The organism is Streptomyces sp. CG 926 (genome assembly GCF_003148825.1).
GTDB lineage: Bacteria > Actinomycetota > Actinomycetes > Streptomycetales > Streptomycetaceae > Streptomyces.
Genome location: NZ_QGGZ01000002.1, coordinates 579,663 through 597,664, shown reverse-complemented (window position 1 = coordinate 597,664; position 18,002 = coordinate 579,663). Strand labels below are relative to the sequence as shown.

Here is an 18,002-nt window from a genome sequence, read left to right as displayed (position 1 = left end):
CTCATCACACCAGGGCCGTCGCGATCGAGGCCGTCACCACCGAGGGCGTACGGTCGTCCGCCTCGGTCAGCAGGGCGCCGCCGGGGGCCCACACGGCCGAGCGGCCGCAGCCGGTCCACGGGCCGGCCGGGCCGACGTGGTTGGCGAGGACCACGTACAGGCCGTGCTCCCGCGCGATCCCCGGGTGCACGGTGGCGCGCTCGTGGATCCCGTCGCCCGTCCCGTACAGGGAGCTCGCCAGGTGCACCCGGCAGCCGTCGGCGGCGCCCCGACCGGGCAGTTCGGGGAAGTGGTTGTCGAAGCAGATGCCCAGGGAGAAGCGGATCCCGCCGAGTTCGAAGTGCCCGTCGCCCTCGCCGCGCTCGAAGACGTCCTGCTCGTGCCGGTACAGGTGCTGCTTCGCGTACGTCGTCACGTGCGCGCCGTCCGCGTCGTGGACCAGCGTCGCGATGGCCGGGCGCGGGCCGCCGGTGGGCAGGGCGACGTTCACCGCGGTGGCGATCCCGGCGCGGCGCAGCGGATCCAGCCGGGGGTCGTCGGCGGCCGTCCACAGGCCGGGGTCGGCGGTCAGCGCGCCCGGCTCGTAGCCGGTGAGCGCGAGCTCGGGGAACACCACCAGGTCGGCACCCTCCTCGCGGGCCCGGACGGCGAGGCCCGCGGCCTGCGCGACATTGGCTCGGACGTCGGCGGGGACACAGTTCAGCTGTGCTGCGGCGATCTTCACCGGGTCAGGATGTCAGGGCGGCGGCGACCTCCACGAGCAGGGCCAGGAAGGCGAGGGCGGCGGGGGAGGGCGCGATCCCGCACGGGGTGGCGGCGTAGACCCGGCGGCGCGGGGTGTCGTCCGGGTGCAGGGGGACGAGTGCGAGGTCGGCCCGTGCCGAGGAGGCGGCGAGTGCCGGGATCAGGGTGACGCCGAGCCCGGCGGCGACGAAGCCCTGCTTGGCGATCCAGTCGGCGGCGACGAAACCGGTGCGCGGGCGGAAGCCACCGGCCAGCGCGGAGTGCATCAGGGTCTCCTCGGGTCGGGTGTCGGCCGCGATCCACTCCTCGTCGGCCAGTTCGGCCAGTCGCAGGTCGGCGCGCCCGGCGAGCCGGTGGCCGCTCGGCAGGGCCACGTACATCCGCTCGTCGAGCAGGTGGTGCGGGGTGCAGCCGGCGGGCGGCCGGGCGGAGGTGTCGGCGACGACGGCGAGGTCGAGGTCCCCGGCGGCGAGCAGGGCCAGGTGTGTGGCGGAGGGGCCCTCGGTACGGGTGACGGCCACGCCGGGGTGGCGGGCCCGGAAGGCGGCCAGCGCCCGGGGCAGCAGGGCGGCGTCGGCGGTGGAGAAGGCGCCGATCCGCAGCCGCCCGGTATCGAGGGCGCGCAGCGCGTCGAGTTCGGCGCGGGCGGTGCGCAGCCGCTCGCCGACGGCCTCGGCGTGCGGGAGCAGGACCTGGCCGGCCTCGGTCAGGCGGACCCCGCGGGGGAGGCGGTCGAAGAGCGGGGCGCCCCACTCGTCCTCCAGGGCCTGGATCTGCCGGGAGACCGCGGACTGGGTGTAGCCGAGCGACCGGGCGGCGGCGGTGAAGGAGGCCAGGCGGGCCACGCGCAGGAAGACCTCGTACAAGCTGTGCGGAGCGGGCATGGCAGCCATGCTAGACATTCGCTTGTCGCATGGATGGGCCCGACCTAGCGTCATGGGCATGGACACAGCACAGAAGATCGCGTTCCTCGGCCTCGGCCACATGGGCGCCCCGATGGCCCGTCATCTGCTGGCCCGGGGACACGACCTGACGGTGTGGAACCGCACCCCGGGCAAGGCCGGCCCCCTGGTGGAAGCCGGCGCCGTGCTCGCGCCCTCGCCCGCCGAGGCGGTGCGCGGCGCCGACCTGGTCATCACGATGCTGGCCGACCCGCAGGCGTTGCGGGCCGTAGCCGAGAGCGTTCTGCCCGCCCTGCGTCCCGGCACGCACTGGATCGACACCTCGACGGTGGGCCCGGGTCCGGTGCGGGAGTTGGCGGGGCGGCTGCCGGCCGGGGTGACGCTGACCGACGCCCCGGTGATGGGCAGCGTGGACCGGGCCGCCGCGGGGCAGTTGCGGGTGCTGGTGGGCGGTGGCCCGCGGCCCGGCCCGGTCCGGGCCGTCCTCGACGCGCTCGGCGAGGTCACGGAGTGCGGGCCGCTGGGCTCGGGGGCGGCCCTGAAGCTGGTCCTGATCAATGCGGCGGTCGGCGGGGTCGGCCTGGTGGCCGAGGCGTTGACCCTGGGCCGGGCCCTCGACCTGCCCGCCGATCTGGTGCGCGCACAGCTGGCCGCGGGCCCGCTGGCGGGCGCGGTCGCCCGTACCTTCGCCGACGGTTCGCATTTCCCCGTGGCCCTGGCCGCCAAGGACGTGGCCCTGGCGACGGCGCACGCCCCGCTGCCCATCCTGGGAGCGGTCCACGCCACCCTCGCGGCCCGCCCGGAACTCGCGGACCGGGACCTCTCCACCCTGCGCCCATGACCCGGCCGGACCCGGAGGGAGGTTCGCCCGTGGTGTGGATCGACCTGCATAAACTGCCGGTGTGATCTTCATTGTGGTGAAATTCCCCGTCAAGCCCGAATACGTCGACGCGTGGCCCGACAAGGTCGCGCCCTTCACCCGCGCCACCCGCGCCGAACCAGGGAACCTGTGGTTCGAGTGGTCGCGCAGCCTGGAGGAGCCGAACACCTACGTGCTGGTGGAGGCCTTCCAGGACGACGCTGCCGAAGCGCACGTCACCTCGGAGCACTTCAGTGCCGCGCTGGAGACCATGCGGCCGATGGTGACCCGTACGCCCGAGATCGTTAGCACCACCATCGAGGGTGCGACCGGCTGGAGCCGGATGGGCGAGCTCCGGATCGACTAGGTCGAGGCGCTGCCCGGGCCCCGCAGCAGCTTCAGGAAGGAGCGGAAGGCGGCGGGCATGTCGACCGATTCCGGAGCCAGCAGCCACTGGTACTGGAGCCCGTCCATGACCGCCGTCAGCAGCGGGGCCACCTGCTCGGGGGTGAGGCCCGACGGGAGCCGGTCGCCGAACTCGGCGCGCAGCACCGCCGCCATCTCCGAGCGGACCTGGGCGTAGCGCTCGGTGAAGAAATCCCGGGCCGGGTGCCCGTCGGTGACGCTCTCGCCCAGCAGCGCCGAGAAGGTCTGCACGATACCCGGGCGCATGGCGTTGTACTCGACCAGCGAGTCCAGCAGGTCCAGGCGCCAGGTGTCGGCAGCGGCGCGCGAGCCGCCGCCCGTGTCCCAGCGGTCGCGTTCCTCCAGCACCGCGACCAGCAGGGCCTCCTTGGTCGGGAAGTAGTGCAACAGGCCCTGCTGGGTCAGACCCACGCGTTCGGCGACGGTGGCCAGGGACGCGCCCCGGTAGCCGCGCTCCGCGATGACCTCGACGGCCGCGCGGACGATCTCCCCGCGCCGCTCCTCGCTCCTCGCCCTGACCATCGGTCCGGCACCCCTTCCCGTTCACGTGCTGCGCCCTGCCCACAGGACCGTACGGCATCCGAATATCACGAACACATTACGAACCCTACCGTTCAACAGGTAACAGGTCCACGATGGGGGCACCGCACCGCACCGCACTCAACGAGGAGGCACGGCCGTGACCGATGCCGATCAGGTCCGCGAACAGAGCCGCAACGACGCCGTCGAGGCGGCACTGGGCAAACTGGACCTCGACACCAAGGCCCGGCTGCTGGCCGGCCGGGACATGTGGGCCCTGCCCGCCGTCCCCGCCGTCGGACTGGAGTCCCTGGTCTTCTCCGACGGACCCATCGGGGTCCGCGGCGTCCGCTGGACCGCCGACGACCCGTCCATCGCCCTGCCGTCCCCGACCGCGCTCGCCGCCGCCTGGGACCCGGAGCTCGCCCGCCGCGCCGGCCGGCTCCTCGCCCAGGAGGCCCGCCGCAAGGGCGTGCACGTCCTCCTCGCGCCCACCGTCAACCTGCACCGCTCCCCGCTCGGCGGCCGGCACTTCGAGTGCTACTCCGAGGACCCGTACCTCACCGGCGCCGTCGGCGCGGGCTATGTGAACGGCGTCCAGGACGGCGGCGTCGGCACCACCGTCAAGCACTTCGTCGGCAACGACGCCGAGACCGACCGGTTCACCGTCGACAGTGTCATCGCCCCGCGCCCGCTGCGCGAGCTGTACCTGGCGCCGTTCGAGGCCATCGTCGCGAACGCCCACCCCTGGGGCATCATGACCGCCTACAACCAGGTCAACGGCACGACCATGAGCGAGCACCGGTACCTCGTGAACGAGGTGCTGCGGGCCGAGTGGGGCTTCGACGGCTGCAACGTCTCCGACTGGATGGCCGCCCGTTCCACCACCGGCGACATCCTGGGCGGCCTGGACGTGGCCATGCCCGGCCCCACCACCGTGTACGGTCCCGCCCTCGCCGAGGCCGTCCGCGCCGGCGAGGTCCCCGAGTCCGCCGTGGACGACGCCGTGCGCAACGTCCTGCGCCTCGCCGCCCGCGTCGGCGTCCTGGAGGGCGCCCCCGCCGTCGTCGCGGACGTCCCGGCCCCGATCGACGGCCAGGCGCTGGCCCGCGAGCTCGCCGCCCGCGGCTTCGTCCTGGTCCGCAACGAGGGGGCGCTGCCGCTGGACGCGGCCGCCGGCGGCACGGTCGCCCTGTCCGGCGCCGCCGCCCGCGACGCCCGCATCCTCGGCGGTGGCAGCGCCACCGTCTTCCCCGAACGACTGATCGCCCCGCTCGACGGCCTCACCGCCGCCCTCCCCGAGGGCGCCCTCACCTTCAGCGTCGGCGCCGACCCCTCCGACGAGCTCACCCCCGCCGGCCAGGGCTTCGAGCTCCACGCCGTCTGCCGCGACGCCTCCGGGACCGTCCTCGGGGAGGGCGGCCTGCCCTCCGGCCAGGTCCAGTGGATCGGCGACGACCTGCCCGCGGGGGTCACGTACGAGACCATGGCGAGCATCGAGGTGCGCGGTACGTTCGTGCCGCGCGAGAGCGGCGAGCACGCCTTCGGCACCCGCGGACTCGGCGCCTTCGCCCTGGCCGTCGGCGGCGAGACCCTGTGGAGCGGCGTCCAGGAGATGGGCAACGAGGCCGACCCCTTCGAGGCCTTCTTCGGCGCCCCGAACGAGCGGGCCCGCCTCACCCTCACCGCGGGCGAGCCCGTCGAGGTGTCCCTGACCTTCCAGGTCCCCGACATGTCCGCGCTGCCGCTCAGGGCGATCATGTTCTCGCTGCTCCACCTCGGCCCGCGGCGCGACGCCGACGAGCTGATCGCCGAGGCCGTGGCCGCCGCGCGCGAGGCCGACACCGCCGTCGTGGTCGTCGCCACCACCGAGCGGGTGGAGTCCGAGGGCTTCGACCGCCAGGACCTCGCCCTCCCGGGCCGCCAGGACGACCTGGTGCGCGCCGTCGCCGCCGTCAACCCGAACACGGTGGTCGTCGTCAACGCGGGCTCCCCGGTGGAACTCCCGTGGCGCGAGGAGGTCGCCGCCGTCCTGCTGACCTGGTTCCCCGGACAGGAGGGCGGGGCCGCGCTGGCCGACGTACTCCTCGGCGACGTGGAGCCGGGCGGCCGGCTGCCCACCACCTGGCCCGCGCGGTTCGCGGACGCGCCCGTCACCGAGGTCGTCCCCACCGACGGGCGACTGGAGTACGGCGAGGGGCTCTTCATCGGCTACCGGGCGTACGAGAAGCACGGCGTGACCCCCGGCTACCCCTTCGGGCACGGACTCGGCTACACCGACTGGACGTACGACTCCCTGGAGGTCACCGCCGACACGGTCCGGGTCCGCCTCACCAACACCGGCGCCCGCCCCGGCCGCGAGGTCGTCCAGGTCTACCTGGCGCCCGAGCGGGACGACGTGGAGCGTCCGACGAGCTGGCTTGCCGCCTTCGCGAGTGTGGCGGCGGGCCCCGGCGAGAGCGTCGAGACCGAGATCGCCCTGCCCGCCCGGGCCTTCGAGATCTGGGACGAAGCGACCGGCGGCTGGCGGCGGATCGGCGGCACCTACGAGGTCCGCGCGAGCCACTCGCACGCAGACACCCGCCTGACCGCGACGCTCGACCTCGCGTGACACGCCGTATGGCCGGAAAGCACCCCTGAGAACCGGTCCGGGGGCGGGCCCTGACTCCCGCCCCCGGACCCTTCGCACGCCGAGGCGTCAACGCGGCGGTTCGGCCGCCGTCACCTGGCGGTGCGCCAGTTCCGCGAGCCGCGCCTGTCCGTCCTTGCCCGGATGGAACCAGTCCCAGCGACTCAACTGATCCGCCGCGAAGGGGTACTGGAACACCGCGCCGCCGTCGTAGCGGCACAGCGCGTCCTTCGCGCAGACCTCGCGCAGCACCTCGTTGTACTCCACCACCCGCGCCCGCACCTGCTCGCGCCGGGCCGTCGCCCCCGTGGCCGCCGACAGCGGATCGGCGAGCATGGACTGACAGATGCCCAGCTTCCAGATCTGCCGCACCATCGGCAGGTCCTTGCCCTGCTCCCACAGCCGTTGCAGGTCCGGCACGCTGGAGACGTACACCTGGGAGGCGGGGGAGGCGGCCCGCAGGTCCGCGATCGCCTTCTCGAATCCGGACCGGAAATCCGCCACCGAGGTCATCGACGAAGCCGTGGGCCGGCAGGCGTCGTTCGAGCCCACCATGACCGTGACCAGGTCGGGCTTGTGAGCGGCGGCCCCGGCGAGCTGCGCCGGTAGGTCCGCCATGCGCGAGCCGGTCACCGCGTAGTTCCAGCTCCGGGCGGGCACCTCGGCGTCCCCGAGCAGCCGGGCGGCCAGCGAGCGGACCGTCGGGTCGTTCCCGGTGGCCCAGGAGACCTCCGGGCAGTCGGCCAGCACCGAACAGGCGTCGAACCCGCGCGTGATGGAGTCGCCGACGGCGGCGATCGAGGTGGGCTTCGTGTTCCAGCGCGGTGCGCTCTGCGCCCCGCGTTCGCCGCCCTGCTCGCCCGACCCGCCCGAGTCGCACCCGGTGGCCGCCCCGGCCAACAGGACGACCGCCGCGCCCGCGCCCGCGAGCGTCCGGCGCGCGCGGGGGCGCGGAGCGGTGGTGCGCATGGGAAGGGCCCCTCTTTGTCGTCCCCTCATCGTTCGGGGGGTCCTGCTGAGTGAAAGCTCTGCGTTTACGGGTCTTGTAGCGACCGTACGTCACACCATGACCCCTGGCGCACGGTAGCTTTTTCCCGTGGCGTTTCGGCCGCAGGTCCCGTAGCGCAATGTCAAATAATTTCCGTTACATTACATCACGTCACATACTGTCCGTTTTCTGGAGTTTATTCCCGACCTCGTCCCACACTGGAGGTCCCGGTGACGACACGTGGAGTTCTGTACGTGCATTCCGCACCGCGCGCGCTCTGCCCGCACGTGGAATGGGCTGTTGCGGGCGTGCTCGGGGTGCGGGTGAACCTCGACTGGATCAGACAGCCCGCCTCCCCGGGCACCTGGAGAGCCGAGTTCTCCTGGCAGGCCGAGGCGGGCACCGCCTCGAAACTCGCCTCCGCGCTGCGCGGCTGGCACCTGCTGCGCTTCGAGGTGACCGCGGAACCCTGCCCGACCGCCGAGGGCGAGCGCTACAGCTCCACCCCGGAGCTCGGTATCTTCCACGCCGTCACCGGCATGCACGGCGACATCCTGATCCCGGAGGATCGGCTGCGCGCCGCCCTCGCCCGGTCCGCGAGCGGCGAGACCGACCTGGAGGCGGAGATCGCCAAGCTGCTCGGCAAGCCCTGGGACGACGAACTGGAGCCCTTCCGCTACGCGGGAGAGGGCGCCCCGGTCCGCTGGCTCCACCAGGTGGTCTAGCCGCCGGCTACGCGAAAGGCCCACCCGGATCGACCGGGTGGGCCTTTCGCGTAGCTCGGACGTACTAGACCGTGCGGAATGCCAGGGTCACGTTGTGGCCGCCGAAGCCGAAGGAGTTGTTGATCGCGGAGATCGGGCCGTCGGCCGGCAGCTTGCGCGGCTCGCCGACGACGATGTCCGCGTCGATGTCCTCGTCGAGCTCGTCGACGTTGATCGTCGGCGGGGCCAGCCGGTTGTGCAGCGCCAGCACGGTCGCGACGGTCTCGATACCGCCCGCGCCGCCCAGCAGGTGACCCGTCATCGACTTGGTCGCGGAGATCGCGATGTGGTCGAGGTGGTCGCCCAGCACCTTGCGCAGCGCCTTCAGCTCGGCCGTGTCACCCTGCGGGGTCGACGTGGCGTGCGCGTTCAGGTGGACCAGCTCGGCCGGGTCGAGACCCGTGTTGTCGAGCAGGTTCTGCACCGCGGCCGCGACACCGCGGCCGGTCGGCTCCGGCTGCGCGATGTGGTGGCTGTCCGCGGACAGACCCTGGCCCAGCACCTCGCAGTAGACCCGGGCACCGCGCGCGGCGGCGTGCTCGGCGGACTCCAGGACGACGACGCCCGCGCCCTCGCCCAGGACGAAGCCGTCACGGCCCTTGTCGTACGGACGGGAGGCCTGCTCGGGGTTCTCGTTGTTCTTGGACATCGCCATCATGTTGGCGAACGCGGCGATCGGCAGCGGGTGGATCGCCGCCTCGGTGCCGCCCGCGACGACCACGTCGGCGCGGCCGGTACGGATCATCTCGACGGCGTAGCCGATGGCCTCGGCGCCGGACGCGCAGGCGCTGACCGGAGTGTGCACGCCCGCCTGGGCGTTGACCTCCAGGCCGACGTTGGCCGACGGGCCGTTCGGCATGAGCATGGGGACGGTGTGCGGGGAGACCCGGCGCACGCCCTTGTCCTTCAGGACGTCGTACTGGTCGAGCAGGGTGGTGACACCGCCGATGCCGGAGGCGATCACGGTGCCCAGACGCTCGGGCGCGATGAAGGCGCCCTCCTGCGTCTCTTCGCCGGCCGGGGTGGTGTAACCGGCGTCGGCCCATGCCTCACGGGCCGCGATGACGGCGAACTGCGCCGAGCGGTCCAGCTTGCGGGCCAGCGGTCGGGGCAGGACTTCACTCGGGTCGACGGCGGCCCGAGCGGCGATGCGTACCGGGAGTTCGGCGAAGCGCTCGCCCTCCAGGGGCTTGACGCCGGAACGGCCGGCAAGCAGACCTTCCCAGGTCGAAGCGCTGTCGCCACCCAGCGGAGTGGTTGCGCCGATACCGGTGACGACCACGGTGCGATTGGTCGGGCTCACAGGAATTCTTTCTCCACGTCTCAGGGGGTGCTGAATTGTCACGGCGCCACCGCCAGGTGGCGACAAACGCTCGTCAGGCTCAGGCCTGGTGCTTCAGGATGTAGTCAGCGGCGTCGCCGACCGTCTTGAGGTTCTTGACGTCCTCGTCCGGGATCTTGACGTCGAAGCGCTCTTCGGCGGCGACGACGACCTCGACCATGGAGAGCGAGTCGACGTCCAGGTCGTCGGTGAAGGACTTCTCGATCGCGACGTCCTCGGTGGGGATACCGGCGATCTCGTTGACGATCTCCGCGAGACCTTCGACGATCTCTTCCTGCGTGGCGGCCATGTGGCGCTCCTTCTTTAGCTGACTGATGTGGAACAGGGTGGGATGTGGATCCCGGCCCTAGGGGAGGGTAACGACCGTCGCGGCGTAGACGAGTCCCGCCCCGAAGCCGATGACGAGCGCGGTGTCGCCGCTCTTCGCCGCTCCGGTCGCCAGGAGCCGCTCCATAGCGAGCGGGATCGAGGCGGCCGAGGTGTTGCCGGTGGTCTCCACGTCACGGGCGACCGTGACGTGCTCCGGCAGCTTCAGAGTCTTCACCATCGAGTCGATGATCCGCATGTTCGCCTGGTGCGGGATGAAGACGTCCAGGTCGTCCGCGGTGATCCCGGCGGCGTCGAGCGCCTGCTGGGCCACCTTGGCCATCTCGAAGACGGCCCAGCGGAAGACCGCCTGACCCTCCTGGGTGATGGCCGGAAACTTCTCGCCGCCGTCCTTGCCGAGGTACTCGTCCCACGGCACGGTCTGCTTGATCGTCTCGGACTTGTCGCCCTCCGAACCCCACACCGTGGGGCCGATGGCCGGCTCGTCCGAGGGGCCGACGATCACGGCGCCGGCGCCGTCACCGAACAGGAAGGCCGTCGCGCGGTCCTCCAGGTCGGTCAGGTCCGAGAGCCGCTCCACGCCGATGACCAGCACGTACTGGGCAGAACCTTCCACCACCAGACCCTTGGCCAGGGTCAGGCCGTAGCCGAAACCGGCACAGCCCGCGGAGATGTCGAACGCCGCGGGCTTGCCCGCGCCGATCCGGTGCGCGATCTCGGTCGCGACGGCCGGCGTCTGCTTGAAGTGCGAGACCGTCGAGACGATCACGGCACCGATCTGCTCCGGGGCGACACCGGCGTCGGCCAGCGCCTTCCCCGAGGCCTCCACCGACATCGCGGCGACGGTCTCCTGCGGCGAGGCCCAGTGCCGGGTCGCGATGCCGGAGCGGGAACGGATCCACTCGTCGGACGAGTCGATGGTCTCGAGGATGACCTCGTTGGGCACCACACGGGTCGGGCGGTAGCCGCCGACACCGAGGATGCGGGCGTAAGGGGAGCCCTTGGCCGGCTTGATCTTGGACATGCTGTGTGGGCTCCTTCTCTCAGACCGTCAGGTCGGCGACGAGCGCCGCGGCCTTGTCGAGATCGTCCGGGGTCTTCAGCGCCACGTTCGGTACGCCCTTCAGCGCGCGCTTGGCCAGACCCGTCAGGGTGCCACCGGGGCAGAGCTCGATGATTCCCGTGACGCCCAGCTCGGCGAACGTCTCCATGCACAGGTCCCAGCGGACCGGGTTGGCGACCTGACCGACCAGGCGGGCGACGACGTCGGCGCCCGTGGTGACGACAAGGCCGTCCTTGTTCGAGACGTACTTCAGCGCCGGGTCCGCCGGGGTGAGGGCCTCGGCGGCCTTCTCCAGCGTCGCGAGGGCGGGGGCCATGTGGTGCGTGTGGAAGGCGCCCGCGACCTTGAGGGCGACGACCTTCATGGAGCCTTCGGGCTTGTCGGCCTCCAGAGCGGCGATCTGCTCCATCGTGCCGGCGGCCACGATCTGACCCGCGCCGTTGATGTTGGCGGGCGTCAGACCCAGCTTCTCCAGGTGTGCGACGGCCACGTCCCGGTCGCCGCCCAGGACCGCGGCCATGCCGGTCTCGGTGGCGGCGGCGGCCCCGGCCATGGCCAGGCCACGGGTCCGGACGAACGACAGCGCGTCGGCCTCGGACAGCACGCCGGCATAGGCGGCGGCGGTGATCTCACCGACGCTGTGGCCCGCGACGGCGCCGAAGACGGCCGGGGAACCGAGCGCGGACGCGGACAGCAGACCCGCGGCGACCAGCAGGGGCTGGGCCACCGCGGTGTCACGGATCGCGTCGGCGTCAGCGGCCGTGCCGTAGTGGGCAAGGTCCAGCCCGATGGCGTCCGACCATGCGGCGACGCGGTCTGCGGCACCGGGAAGTTCGAGCCAGGGAGTCAAGAAGCCGGGCGTCTGAGCGCCTTGGCCGGGAGCGACGAGTACGAGCACCCTCACACTCTCTCTTGTGGATGGTCCCTGACGCCCGTGGGGACAGGGACGAAGAACCGTCGGGGTAATTGTTGATGTCCGACAAAAGTCTAGGACTGGGGGTCACCGTCGGCCAGACGCCCCAGAATCAGGGCGATCCGCAGCGTGAACGCCGATCGGACATCGGACGGCGACCATCCGGTGACGTCGGTCACACGTCGCAGCCGGTAGCGCACCGTGTTGGGGTGCACGAACAGCATGCGCGCCGCCCCTTCCAGGCTGCTCGCCTGTTCCAGGTAGACGCTCAAGGTCTCCAGCAGTGCCGACCCCGCCTCCTCGAGCGGTCTGTAGATCTCCTCCACCAGCTGTTCCCTGGCGGCCGGATCCGAGGCGATCGCACGTTCCGGCAGGAGATCATCCGCCAGGACCGGCCGCGGAGCGTCCTGCCACGCCGTACAGGCCTTCAGCCCGGCCGCCGCGGCCTGCGCCGACTTCGTCGCGTTCAGCAGGTCGGCGACGACCGGTCCGGCCACGACCGGACCCGCCGCGAACGGTCCGATCAGCGACTTCGCCACCTGGATCGGGTTGTCGCTGCCGCCCGCGATGACGACCAGCCGGTCCCCGAGCACACCCGTGAGGACCTGGAGCTTGTGGTGACGGGCCGCGCGCCGGATCGCCTCGACCGTCAGCTCGCTGTCGCCCTCCGGCGCGGTGCCGAGCACCACGCACACGTGCTCGGGGGAGTTCCACCCCAGCGCCGCCGCCCGGGACAGCGCGCCCTCGTCCGCCTCGCCGGACAGCACCGCGTTGACGACCAGGGACTCCAGCCGGGCGTCCCACGCCCCGCGCGCCTCCGCGGCCTGCGCGTACACCTGGGCGGTCGCGAAGGCGATCTCCCGGGCGTACACCAGCAGCGCCTCGCGCAGGATCGACTCGTCCCCCGGGGCCGCCACCTCCTCGATCGCGGCCTCCATGACCTCGATCGTGGTGCGGACCATCTCGACGGTCTGCCGCAGGGTGATCGCCCGGGTCAGCTCGCGCGGAGCCGTCCCGAAGACATCGGTGGAGATGGCCTGCGGGGTCTCCGGGTGCCTGAACCACTCCGTGAACGCGGCGATACCGGCCTGGGCGACCAGGCCGATCCAGGACCGGTTCTCGGGCGGCATGGCCCGGTACCACGGCAGGGTCTCGTCCATGCGCGCGATCGCGTTGGCGGCCAGCCGGCCCGCGGACTTCTCCAGTCGGCGGAGCGTCGCGGTGTGCGGATGGGCGGGAGCGTGGTGCGCGGCATGTGTGGCGGGCGAATGCTCACGTTCGGGTTGGGACACGTGACAAGACTGCCTTATCGGGACGGGTACGCGGAGTCCGGTCCCGCCCGTGGCCCGCGCCCCGGCCCCCGGCGGGGTCTACCGTGGCGTCCATGATTGATGTTCGCCCCGGCGCCGACCGGTACGAGGGCGGGGACCCGGCCTCCGGGATCACCACCCGGCACGCCTTCTCCTTCGGCGCCTTCTACGACCCGGACAACCTGCGCTTCGGTCCGGTGCTCGCCTGCAACGAGGAGACCCTCGCGCCCGGTGCCGGCTTCGACGAGCACCCCCACAGCCACACCGAGATCGTGACCTGGGTGATCGAGGGCGAACTCACCCACCACGACAGCACCGGCGAGAAGAGCGTGGTGCGACCCGGGGACGTGCAGCGGCTGAGCGCCGGATCCGGGGCCCGGCACGTGGAGCGCAACGACGGCACCGGACGGCTGCGCTTCGTGCAGATGTGGCTCGCGCCCCTCACCGCGGGCGGCGAGCCCTCGTACGGGGTCGTCCGGGAGATCGCCGACGCCACGCCCTACGAGGTCCCCGCGGCCGGCGCCGTACTGCACGTCCGGCGGCCCGGCGCGGGCGAGCGGGTCGCCGTACCCGCGGCGGAGCGGGTGTACCTGCACGTGGTGCGCGGGGACCTGCGCCTGGACGGGGCCGAGCTCGGCCCCGGGGATTCGGTACGCATCACCGCCGAGCGGGACCTGGAGGTCGTCGCCGGATCCCCGGGGGAGCTGCTGATCTGGGAGTTCCCCGACCCGCCGGCTCCGGCTCCGGCTCCCTAGCGGGAGCGCAGCTCGGCCAGCACCGCGTCGGTGAACGGGGTCCAGGCCTCGGCCGCCCACGGGCCGAAGGGGCGGTCGGTCAGGGCCACGCACGCGGCGCGCGCGTCCGGGTCCACCCACAGGAAGGTGCCGGCCTGGCCGAAGTGGCCGAAGGTGCGCGGCGAGGAGGAAACGCCCGTCCAGTGCGGGGACTTGTGGTCGCGGATCTCCAGGCCGAGGCCCCAGTCGTTGGGGGACTGGTGTCCGTAGCCCGGCAGGACGCCCTTGAGCCCGGGGTGGACGACCGAGGTAGCCTCGGCGACCGTACGGACGTCCAGCAGCCGCGGCGCCTGCAGCTCGGCGGCGAATCGGAGCAGGTCGGCGACGGTGGATACGCCGTCCTTGGCGGGCGAGCCCTCCAGGGCGGTCCGGGTCATGCCCAGCGGCTCGAAGACCGCCTGGTGCAGGTACTCCGCGAAGGGGATGCCGGTGGCCTTGGCGATGTGGTCGCCGAGCTCCTCGAAACCGGCGTTCGAGTACAGCCGGCGCTGCCCGGCCGGAGCCGCCACCCGGTGCTCGTCGAAGGCCAGACCGCTGGTGTGCGCGAGCAGGTGACGGACCGTCGAGCCCTCGGGCCCGGCCGGCTCGTCCAGCTCGATCGCCCCCTCCTCGTACGCGACGAGGGCGGCGTACGCGGCGAGCGGCTTGGTGACCGACGCCAGGGCGAACCGGTGGTCCACGGGCCCGTGGGAGCCCGCCAGGCTCCCGTCGGCCCGTACGACGGCCGCCGCGGCGGTCGGCACCGGCCAGGTCTCGATGATCCGCAGGCTTTCCATGCCGTTCTCGGCCTCCACGCTGTCCATGCCGCCGAGCCTACTTGCTTGGAGTGCACTCAAGGGTTTTAGCGTGGAGTCATGAGCCAGAGCCTGACGCAGACGCGGTACACGATCAGCGAGGTCGAGGCCCGGACCGGTCTGACCCAGCACACCCTGCGCTGGTACGAGCGGATCGGTCTGATGCCGCACGTGGACCGCTCCCACTCGGGGCAGCGGCGCTTCACCGACAAGGACCTCGACTGGCTCGCCTTCGTGGGCAAGCTGCGGGCCACGGGGATGTCGGTGGCGGACATGGTGCGGTACGCCGAACTGGTCCGTGAGGGCGAGCACACCACGCACGAACGCCGGGAGCTGCTGGAACGCACGCGCCGCGAGGTGCGCTCGCGCATCACGGAGCTCACGGACGCGCTCGCCGTACTGGATTACAAGATCGATCTTTACGCCATGAAATCGGTATCGGGGAAGGCACAGCAATGACGGAGCACGGCACCACCCTCGAACAGGTCGAGCTCGGCAAGGGCGGCCCGCAGGTCGGCGTCCAGGGCCTCGGCTGCATGGGCATGAGCGAGTTCTACGGCGACACCGACGAAACGGCGGCCCGGGAGACCCTGCACGCGGCGCTGGCCGCCGGGGTCACCCTCTTCGACACCGCCGACGTCTACGGGCGGGGGCGCAACGAGGAGTTCCTGGCACCCTTCGTGGCCGCGCACCGGGACGAGATCACGCTGGCGACGAAGTTCGCGATAGAGCGCTCCGACGACCCGCGCCACCGGGGCGTCCGCAACGACCGCGCCTACATCCGCACGGCCGTGGAGGCCAGCCTGCGCCGGCTCGGCGTGGACGTCATCGACCTGTACTACATGCACCGGCGCGACCCGGCGGTGCCCTTCACGGAGTCGGTCGGTGCCATGGCGGAACTGGTCGACGAGGGCAAGGTGCGCCACCTCGGCCTGAGCGAGGTCACCGGGGCGGAGCTGCGCGAGGCGCACGCCGTGCACCCGATCGCGGCGCTCCAGTCGGAGTGGTCGCTGTTCAGCCGGGACGTGGAGCGCAGCGCGGTGGGCGCGGCGGCGGAGCTGGGCGTGGCCATCGCCGCCTACTCCCCGCTCGGCCGCGGCTTCTTGACCGGCTCCTTCGCCGACGCCTCCGCGGAGCTGTCCCAGGACGACTTCCGGCGCCACCAGCCGCGGTTCAACGGCGACAACGCGAAGGCCAACGCGCAGCTGCTGGTCCCGGTCCGGGAGATCGCCCAGCAGCACGACGCGACCCCGGCGCAGATCGCCCTGGCCTGGGTGCAGCAGCGGGCGAAGGTGCACGGGCTGACCGTGGTCCCGATCCCCGGCACCCGCAAGCCCGGACGGCTGCGCGAGAACACCGGGGCGACCCGGATCACCCTCACACAGGCCGAGCTGGACCTGCTGGAGCCGATCGCCGCGCAGGTGGCCGGGGACCGCTACCCGGACATGAGCTCCACCTCGGTGGCCCGGGAGGTCTAGGCCGTCTGGCCGCCGGGCCCCGCTCAGAGCGACTCGGCGGCGAACCGGTCCCGCAGCGCCGCGTACTCCGCGTCCGTGAGCAGCCCCGCCGTGTGCAGCTCGCTCAGGTGGCGCAGCCGGTCGTCGCCGGAGCGGGCCCGGGGCACCGAGGCGACCGGGGTACGGGCCCGCAGGGCGGCGAGCACGGCCGCGGCGAACGGCAGCGACTCGTGCACCGCCCCGTAGCCCGTGCCGAAGACGGCCGCCGCCAGGTCGTGGTCCGGGCGGGGGTCACCGGTGGTGTCCCGCAGCAGCAGCCGAAGGTGCCCGCCGGGGCCCTCCGGGGAGGACCACTCGACGCCGGAGAGGGCGGCCAGCGGGAAGCGCTGGTCGCCCGCCTTCCACTTGGTGCTGGAGGCGCCCGTACGGGACCAGTGGAAGGTGATCGCCGAGCCGTCGAAGTCCACCCGGGCGTCGTACGCCTTCAGGCGCAGCGGCGGCTGCGCCACGTCCACGAGGAAGCGGTCGGAGGGCTCGGCGGCGTCGGGCCCGAGCCGGGACCGCAGCGCGTCGGCGAACGCGGCGGCGGCCGGCGCCTTGTCGGCGGGCAGCACCAGCCGGTACGGGTCGCAGACCTCCTTGAGCTGCCCGGCGGCGGCCTCCATCAGCGGGTCCGCGCCCGGCCGCGGCCGGGCATGCAGGACCACCGTGTCCCGCTTGCCGCCGGTCACGGTCACCTCCACGGCGGACACCGCTTCGAGGGGGATCCGGCGCGAGCCCAGGGCATGCCAGAGTCTCGGCAGCCTCGGCGTTCTGATCCCCCGTGCGAAGCGGATGAGCACCGAGTCCGATTCGAACTCCCAGACGGCATGATTTCCGGCCAGTACGTCACCCATGCGGCACATCGTAAACGGCGGCGCCCCCGCGCGTCCCCCCGGTTGCGGGAGCCGATTTCCACGCCTCTACGCGCGTCAGTCCTGCTCTGTCCCGGAAATCCCGCGTCGGCACGCATCGTTCCCGGTCGCACAGACAACGGAACCGAACGCGCCGGTTCCGATCTTGGCGAAGTTGTCCATCGAGTCAGTACCTGGCGCGAAATAGCCGGTGTGGCTCTTGGCCCGGGCCGAGGACAGCAGCCGCGCGCCGAAGGCCGGGGACACCGGATCGGCGCCGTGGCCGAGGCCGCCGACCTCCAGGTGCGGAACGTCCGCGATCCAGTCGCCCTCGTCGCGCGTCGCCCAGACCCGCGCCGAGGTGTGCAGCCCGGCGACGTTCTCCGCGCGCATCCCGGGGCTGCCCGCCACCACCACGTCGGTCACCCGGCGCGGCAGCTCGTGCGCCGCGACCCCGCAGACCACCGATCCGTAGCTGTGGCAGAACAGCGCCACGCTCGCGTCCCCGGGCAGGGCCGCGGTCAGGGCCTTCAGCAGGACGGCGCCGTCGACGGCCATCCGGCCCGTGGCGGCGTCCACGCCGACCCCGGTGGGCGCGGTGTAGCCGGCCCAGGCGATGACCGCCGTCCGGCTGTCCGGCTCGGCCGCGCGCTGCGCCTCGTACAGGGACTCGGCCATGCCGACCGGAGAGGTCAGGCGGCGCTGGGTGCGCTCGAAGGTGAGGACGTCGGTGTCGACACCCGGGACGATCACCGAGACCCGCTCGGCCCCGGAGAGGTCACCGAAGACCTCGGCCACGCGGCCGTTGCCGGTCGGGTCGAAGGCGAGGATCTGCCGGCCGGGCTCGGCGAGCGAGGCGAAGCGGTGGGAACGCCGAGTGGCCGTCGACCGGTCGGCCGGGGTCAGCGAGACGTCCCGGCTACGGGCCTCCTCGACCTGGCGCGCCTGCTCCAGGCCCTGCAGGTTGGCCCGGTAGCGGACCGCCGCGGGGGCCCCGTCGAGATTGCCCACGACGAGCGGGTAACCGTCGGCGAGTCGGGCGCGATCGGCACCGCCGAGGCCGGCGAAGAAACGGGCCACCGTCCGGGCGGGGGCGTCTGCGGGCGGCACCGGGCGGCCGTCGACCCGGGCCTTGGCCCAGGCGCCGAGGGCGGAGACCCGCATCGGGGTGCCCTCCTCCGGCCGGTGAACGGCCGTCCAGCCGGTGGTCGCCAGCATGATGAAGACCACCGCCAGCGCGAGCAGGGCACGCAAGGCGGCAGGGCGCGGGTCGGCGCC

The 18,002-nt window shown here is 72.7% G+C and carries 19 protein-coding genes; 7 read left to right on the top strand and 12 right to left on the bottom strand.

What is annotated here, in order from left to right; genetic code table 11:
* Positions 1-4: 4 nt before the first annotated feature.
* Positions 5-724 (bottom strand): carbon-nitrogen hydrolase family protein, encoded by a 720-nt coding sequence (locus BCL76_RS07845; RefSeq protein ID WP_109778766.1) that lies wholly within the window; start codon positions 722-724, stop codon positions 5-7.
* Between the two features lie 4 nt (positions 725-728).
* Complete coding sequence (locus tag BCL76_RS07840; protein WP_109778765.1) at positions 729-1,637, bottom strand: LysR family transcriptional regulator; 909 nt, start codon at positions 1,635-1,637, stop codon at positions 729-731.
* 49 nt (positions 1,638-1,686) lie between these two features.
* Between BCL76_RS07840 and BCL76_RS07835 the strand changes: the two genes are divergently transcribed.
* Together BCL76_RS07835 and BCL76_RS07830 are read left to right on the top strand one after the other, a co-directional pair.
* Positions 1,687-2,487, top strand: coding sequence for an NAD(P)-dependent oxidoreductase (locus BCL76_RS07835; RefSeq protein WP_109778909.1), 801 nt, complete (start codon positions 1,687-1,689; stop codon positions 2,485-2,487).
* Positions 2,488-2,548: 61 nt separating this feature from the next.
* On the top strand, positions 2,549-2,872 hold the full coding sequence (locus tag BCL76_RS07830; protein ID WP_109778764.1) for a putative quinol monooxygenase: 324 nt from the start codon (positions 2,549-2,551) through the stop codon (positions 2,870-2,872).
* Here the strand turns inward: BCL76_RS07830 and BCL76_RS07825 are convergent.
* Positions 2,869-3,453 (bottom strand): TetR/AcrR family transcriptional regulator, encoded by a 585-nt coding sequence (locus BCL76_RS07825; protein WP_109778763.1) that lies wholly within the window; start codon positions 3,451-3,453, stop codon positions 2,869-2,871. The genes BCL76_RS07830 and BCL76_RS07825 overlap by 4 nt on opposite strands.
* A 157-nt stretch (positions 3,454-3,610) precedes the next feature.
* On the opposite strand from BCL76_RS07825, the gene BCL76_RS07820 reads away from it, so the two are divergent.
* Positions 3,611-6,061, top strand: coding sequence for a beta-glucosidase family protein (locus BCL76_RS07820; RefSeq protein ID WP_109778762.1), 2,451 nt, complete (start codon positions 3,611-3,613; stop codon positions 6,059-6,061).
* Between the two features lie 87 nt (positions 6,062-6,148).
* Here the strand turns inward: BCL76_RS07820 and BCL76_RS07815 are convergent, their stop codons facing one another.
* Positions 6,149-7,048, bottom strand: coding sequence for an SGNH/GDSL hydrolase family protein (locus BCL76_RS07815; RefSeq protein ID WP_109778761.1), 900 nt, complete (start codon positions 7,046-7,048; stop codon positions 6,149-6,151).
* A gap of 249 nt (positions 7,049-7,297) precedes the next feature.
* Between BCL76_RS07815 and BCL76_RS07810 the strand changes: the two genes are divergently transcribed.
* A complete protein-coding gene (locus BCL76_RS07810; protein WP_030757646.1) occupies positions 7,298-7,792 on the top strand; it encodes a DUF3145 domain-containing protein in 495 nt (164 codons plus the stop codon).
* 64 nt (positions 7,793-7,856) lie between these two features.
* On the opposite strand, the gene fabF is transcribed toward BCL76_RS07810, so the two are convergent.
* The 5 genes from fabF to BCL76_RS07785 all read right to left on the bottom strand — a co-directional run bounded on the left by fabF (position 7,857) and on the right by BCL76_RS07785 (position 12,768).
* Positions 7,857-9,134 (bottom strand): beta-ketoacyl-ACP synthase II, encoded by a 1,278-nt coding sequence (gene fabF / locus BCL76_RS07805; protein ID WP_109778760.1) that lies wholly within the window; start codon positions 9,132-9,134, stop codon positions 7,857-7,859.
* 79 nt (positions 9,135-9,213) lie between these two features.
* Positions 9,214-9,462: an acyl carrier protein gene (locus BCL76_RS07800; RefSeq protein ID WP_030009997.1), complete on the bottom strand. Its 249-nt coding sequence runs from the start codon at positions 9,460-9,462 to the stop codon at positions 9,214-9,216.
* A gap of 57 nt (positions 9,463-9,519) precedes the next feature.
* Entirely contained in the window at positions 9,520-10,524 is a 1,005-nt protein-coding gene (locus BCL76_RS07795; protein WP_109778759.1) for a ketoacyl-ACP synthase III, read from the bottom strand.
* Between the two features lie 19 nt (positions 10,525-10,543).
* Positions 10,544-11,467, bottom strand: coding sequence for an ACP S-malonyltransferase (locus BCL76_RS07790; protein ID WP_109778758.1), 924 nt, complete (start codon positions 11,465-11,467; stop codon positions 10,544-10,546).
* Between the two features lie 83 nt (positions 11,468-11,550).
* Positions 11,551-12,768, bottom strand: coding sequence for a PucR family transcriptional regulator (locus tag BCL76_RS07785; RefSeq protein WP_109778757.1), 1,218 nt, complete (start codon positions 12,766-12,768; stop codon positions 11,551-11,553).
* 92 nt (positions 12,769-12,860) lie between these two features.
* Here BCL76_RS07785 and BCL76_RS07780 point away from each other — a divergent pair, with 92 nt between their 5' ends.
* Entirely contained in the window at positions 12,861-13,541 is a 681-nt protein-coding gene (locus BCL76_RS07780) for a pirin family protein (RefSeq protein WP_109778756.1), read from the top strand.
* Here the strand turns inward: BCL76_RS07780 and BCL76_RS07775 are convergent.
* The gene (locus tag BCL76_RS07775; RefSeq protein WP_109778908.1) at positions 13,538-14,356 is read right to left on the bottom strand and encodes a serine hydrolase domain-containing protein; all 819 of its coding nucleotides are present in this window, start codon (positions 14,354-14,356) and stop codon (positions 13,538-13,540) included. The two genes, BCL76_RS07780 and BCL76_RS07775, sit on opposite strands and share 4 nt — an antisense overlap.
* A gap of 78 nt (positions 14,357-14,434) precedes the next feature.
* Here BCL76_RS07775 and BCL76_RS07770 point away from each other — a divergent pair, with 78 nt between their 5' ends.
* Both BCL76_RS07770 and BCL76_RS07765 read left to right on the top strand, forming a co-directional pair.
* Complete coding sequence (locus BCL76_RS07770) at positions 14,435-14,833, top strand: MerR family transcriptional regulator (RefSeq protein ID WP_109778755.1); 399 nt, start codon at positions 14,435-14,437, stop codon at positions 14,831-14,833.
* A complete protein-coding gene (locus tag BCL76_RS07765) occupies positions 14,830-15,852 on the top strand; it encodes an aldo/keto reductase (RefSeq protein WP_109778754.1) in 1,023 nt (340 codons plus the stop codon). The genes BCL76_RS07770 and BCL76_RS07765 overlap by 4 nt, the downstream gene beginning before the upstream one ends.
* A gap of 23 nt (positions 15,853-15,875) precedes the next feature.
* On the opposite strand, the gene BCL76_RS07760 is transcribed toward BCL76_RS07765, so the two are convergent.
* Positions 15,876-16,736: a DUF4429 domain-containing protein gene (locus BCL76_RS07760; RefSeq protein ID WP_109778753.1), complete on the bottom strand. Its 861-nt coding sequence runs from the start codon at positions 16,734-16,736 to the stop codon at positions 15,876-15,878.
* Positions 16,737-16,802: 66 nt separating this feature from the next.
* Complete coding sequence (locus tag BCL76_RS07755; protein ID WP_375137896.1) at positions 16,803-17,954, bottom strand: alpha/beta hydrolase; 1,152 nt, start codon at positions 17,952-17,954, stop codon at positions 16,803-16,805.
* Positions 17,955-18,002 lie beyond the last annotated feature (48 nt).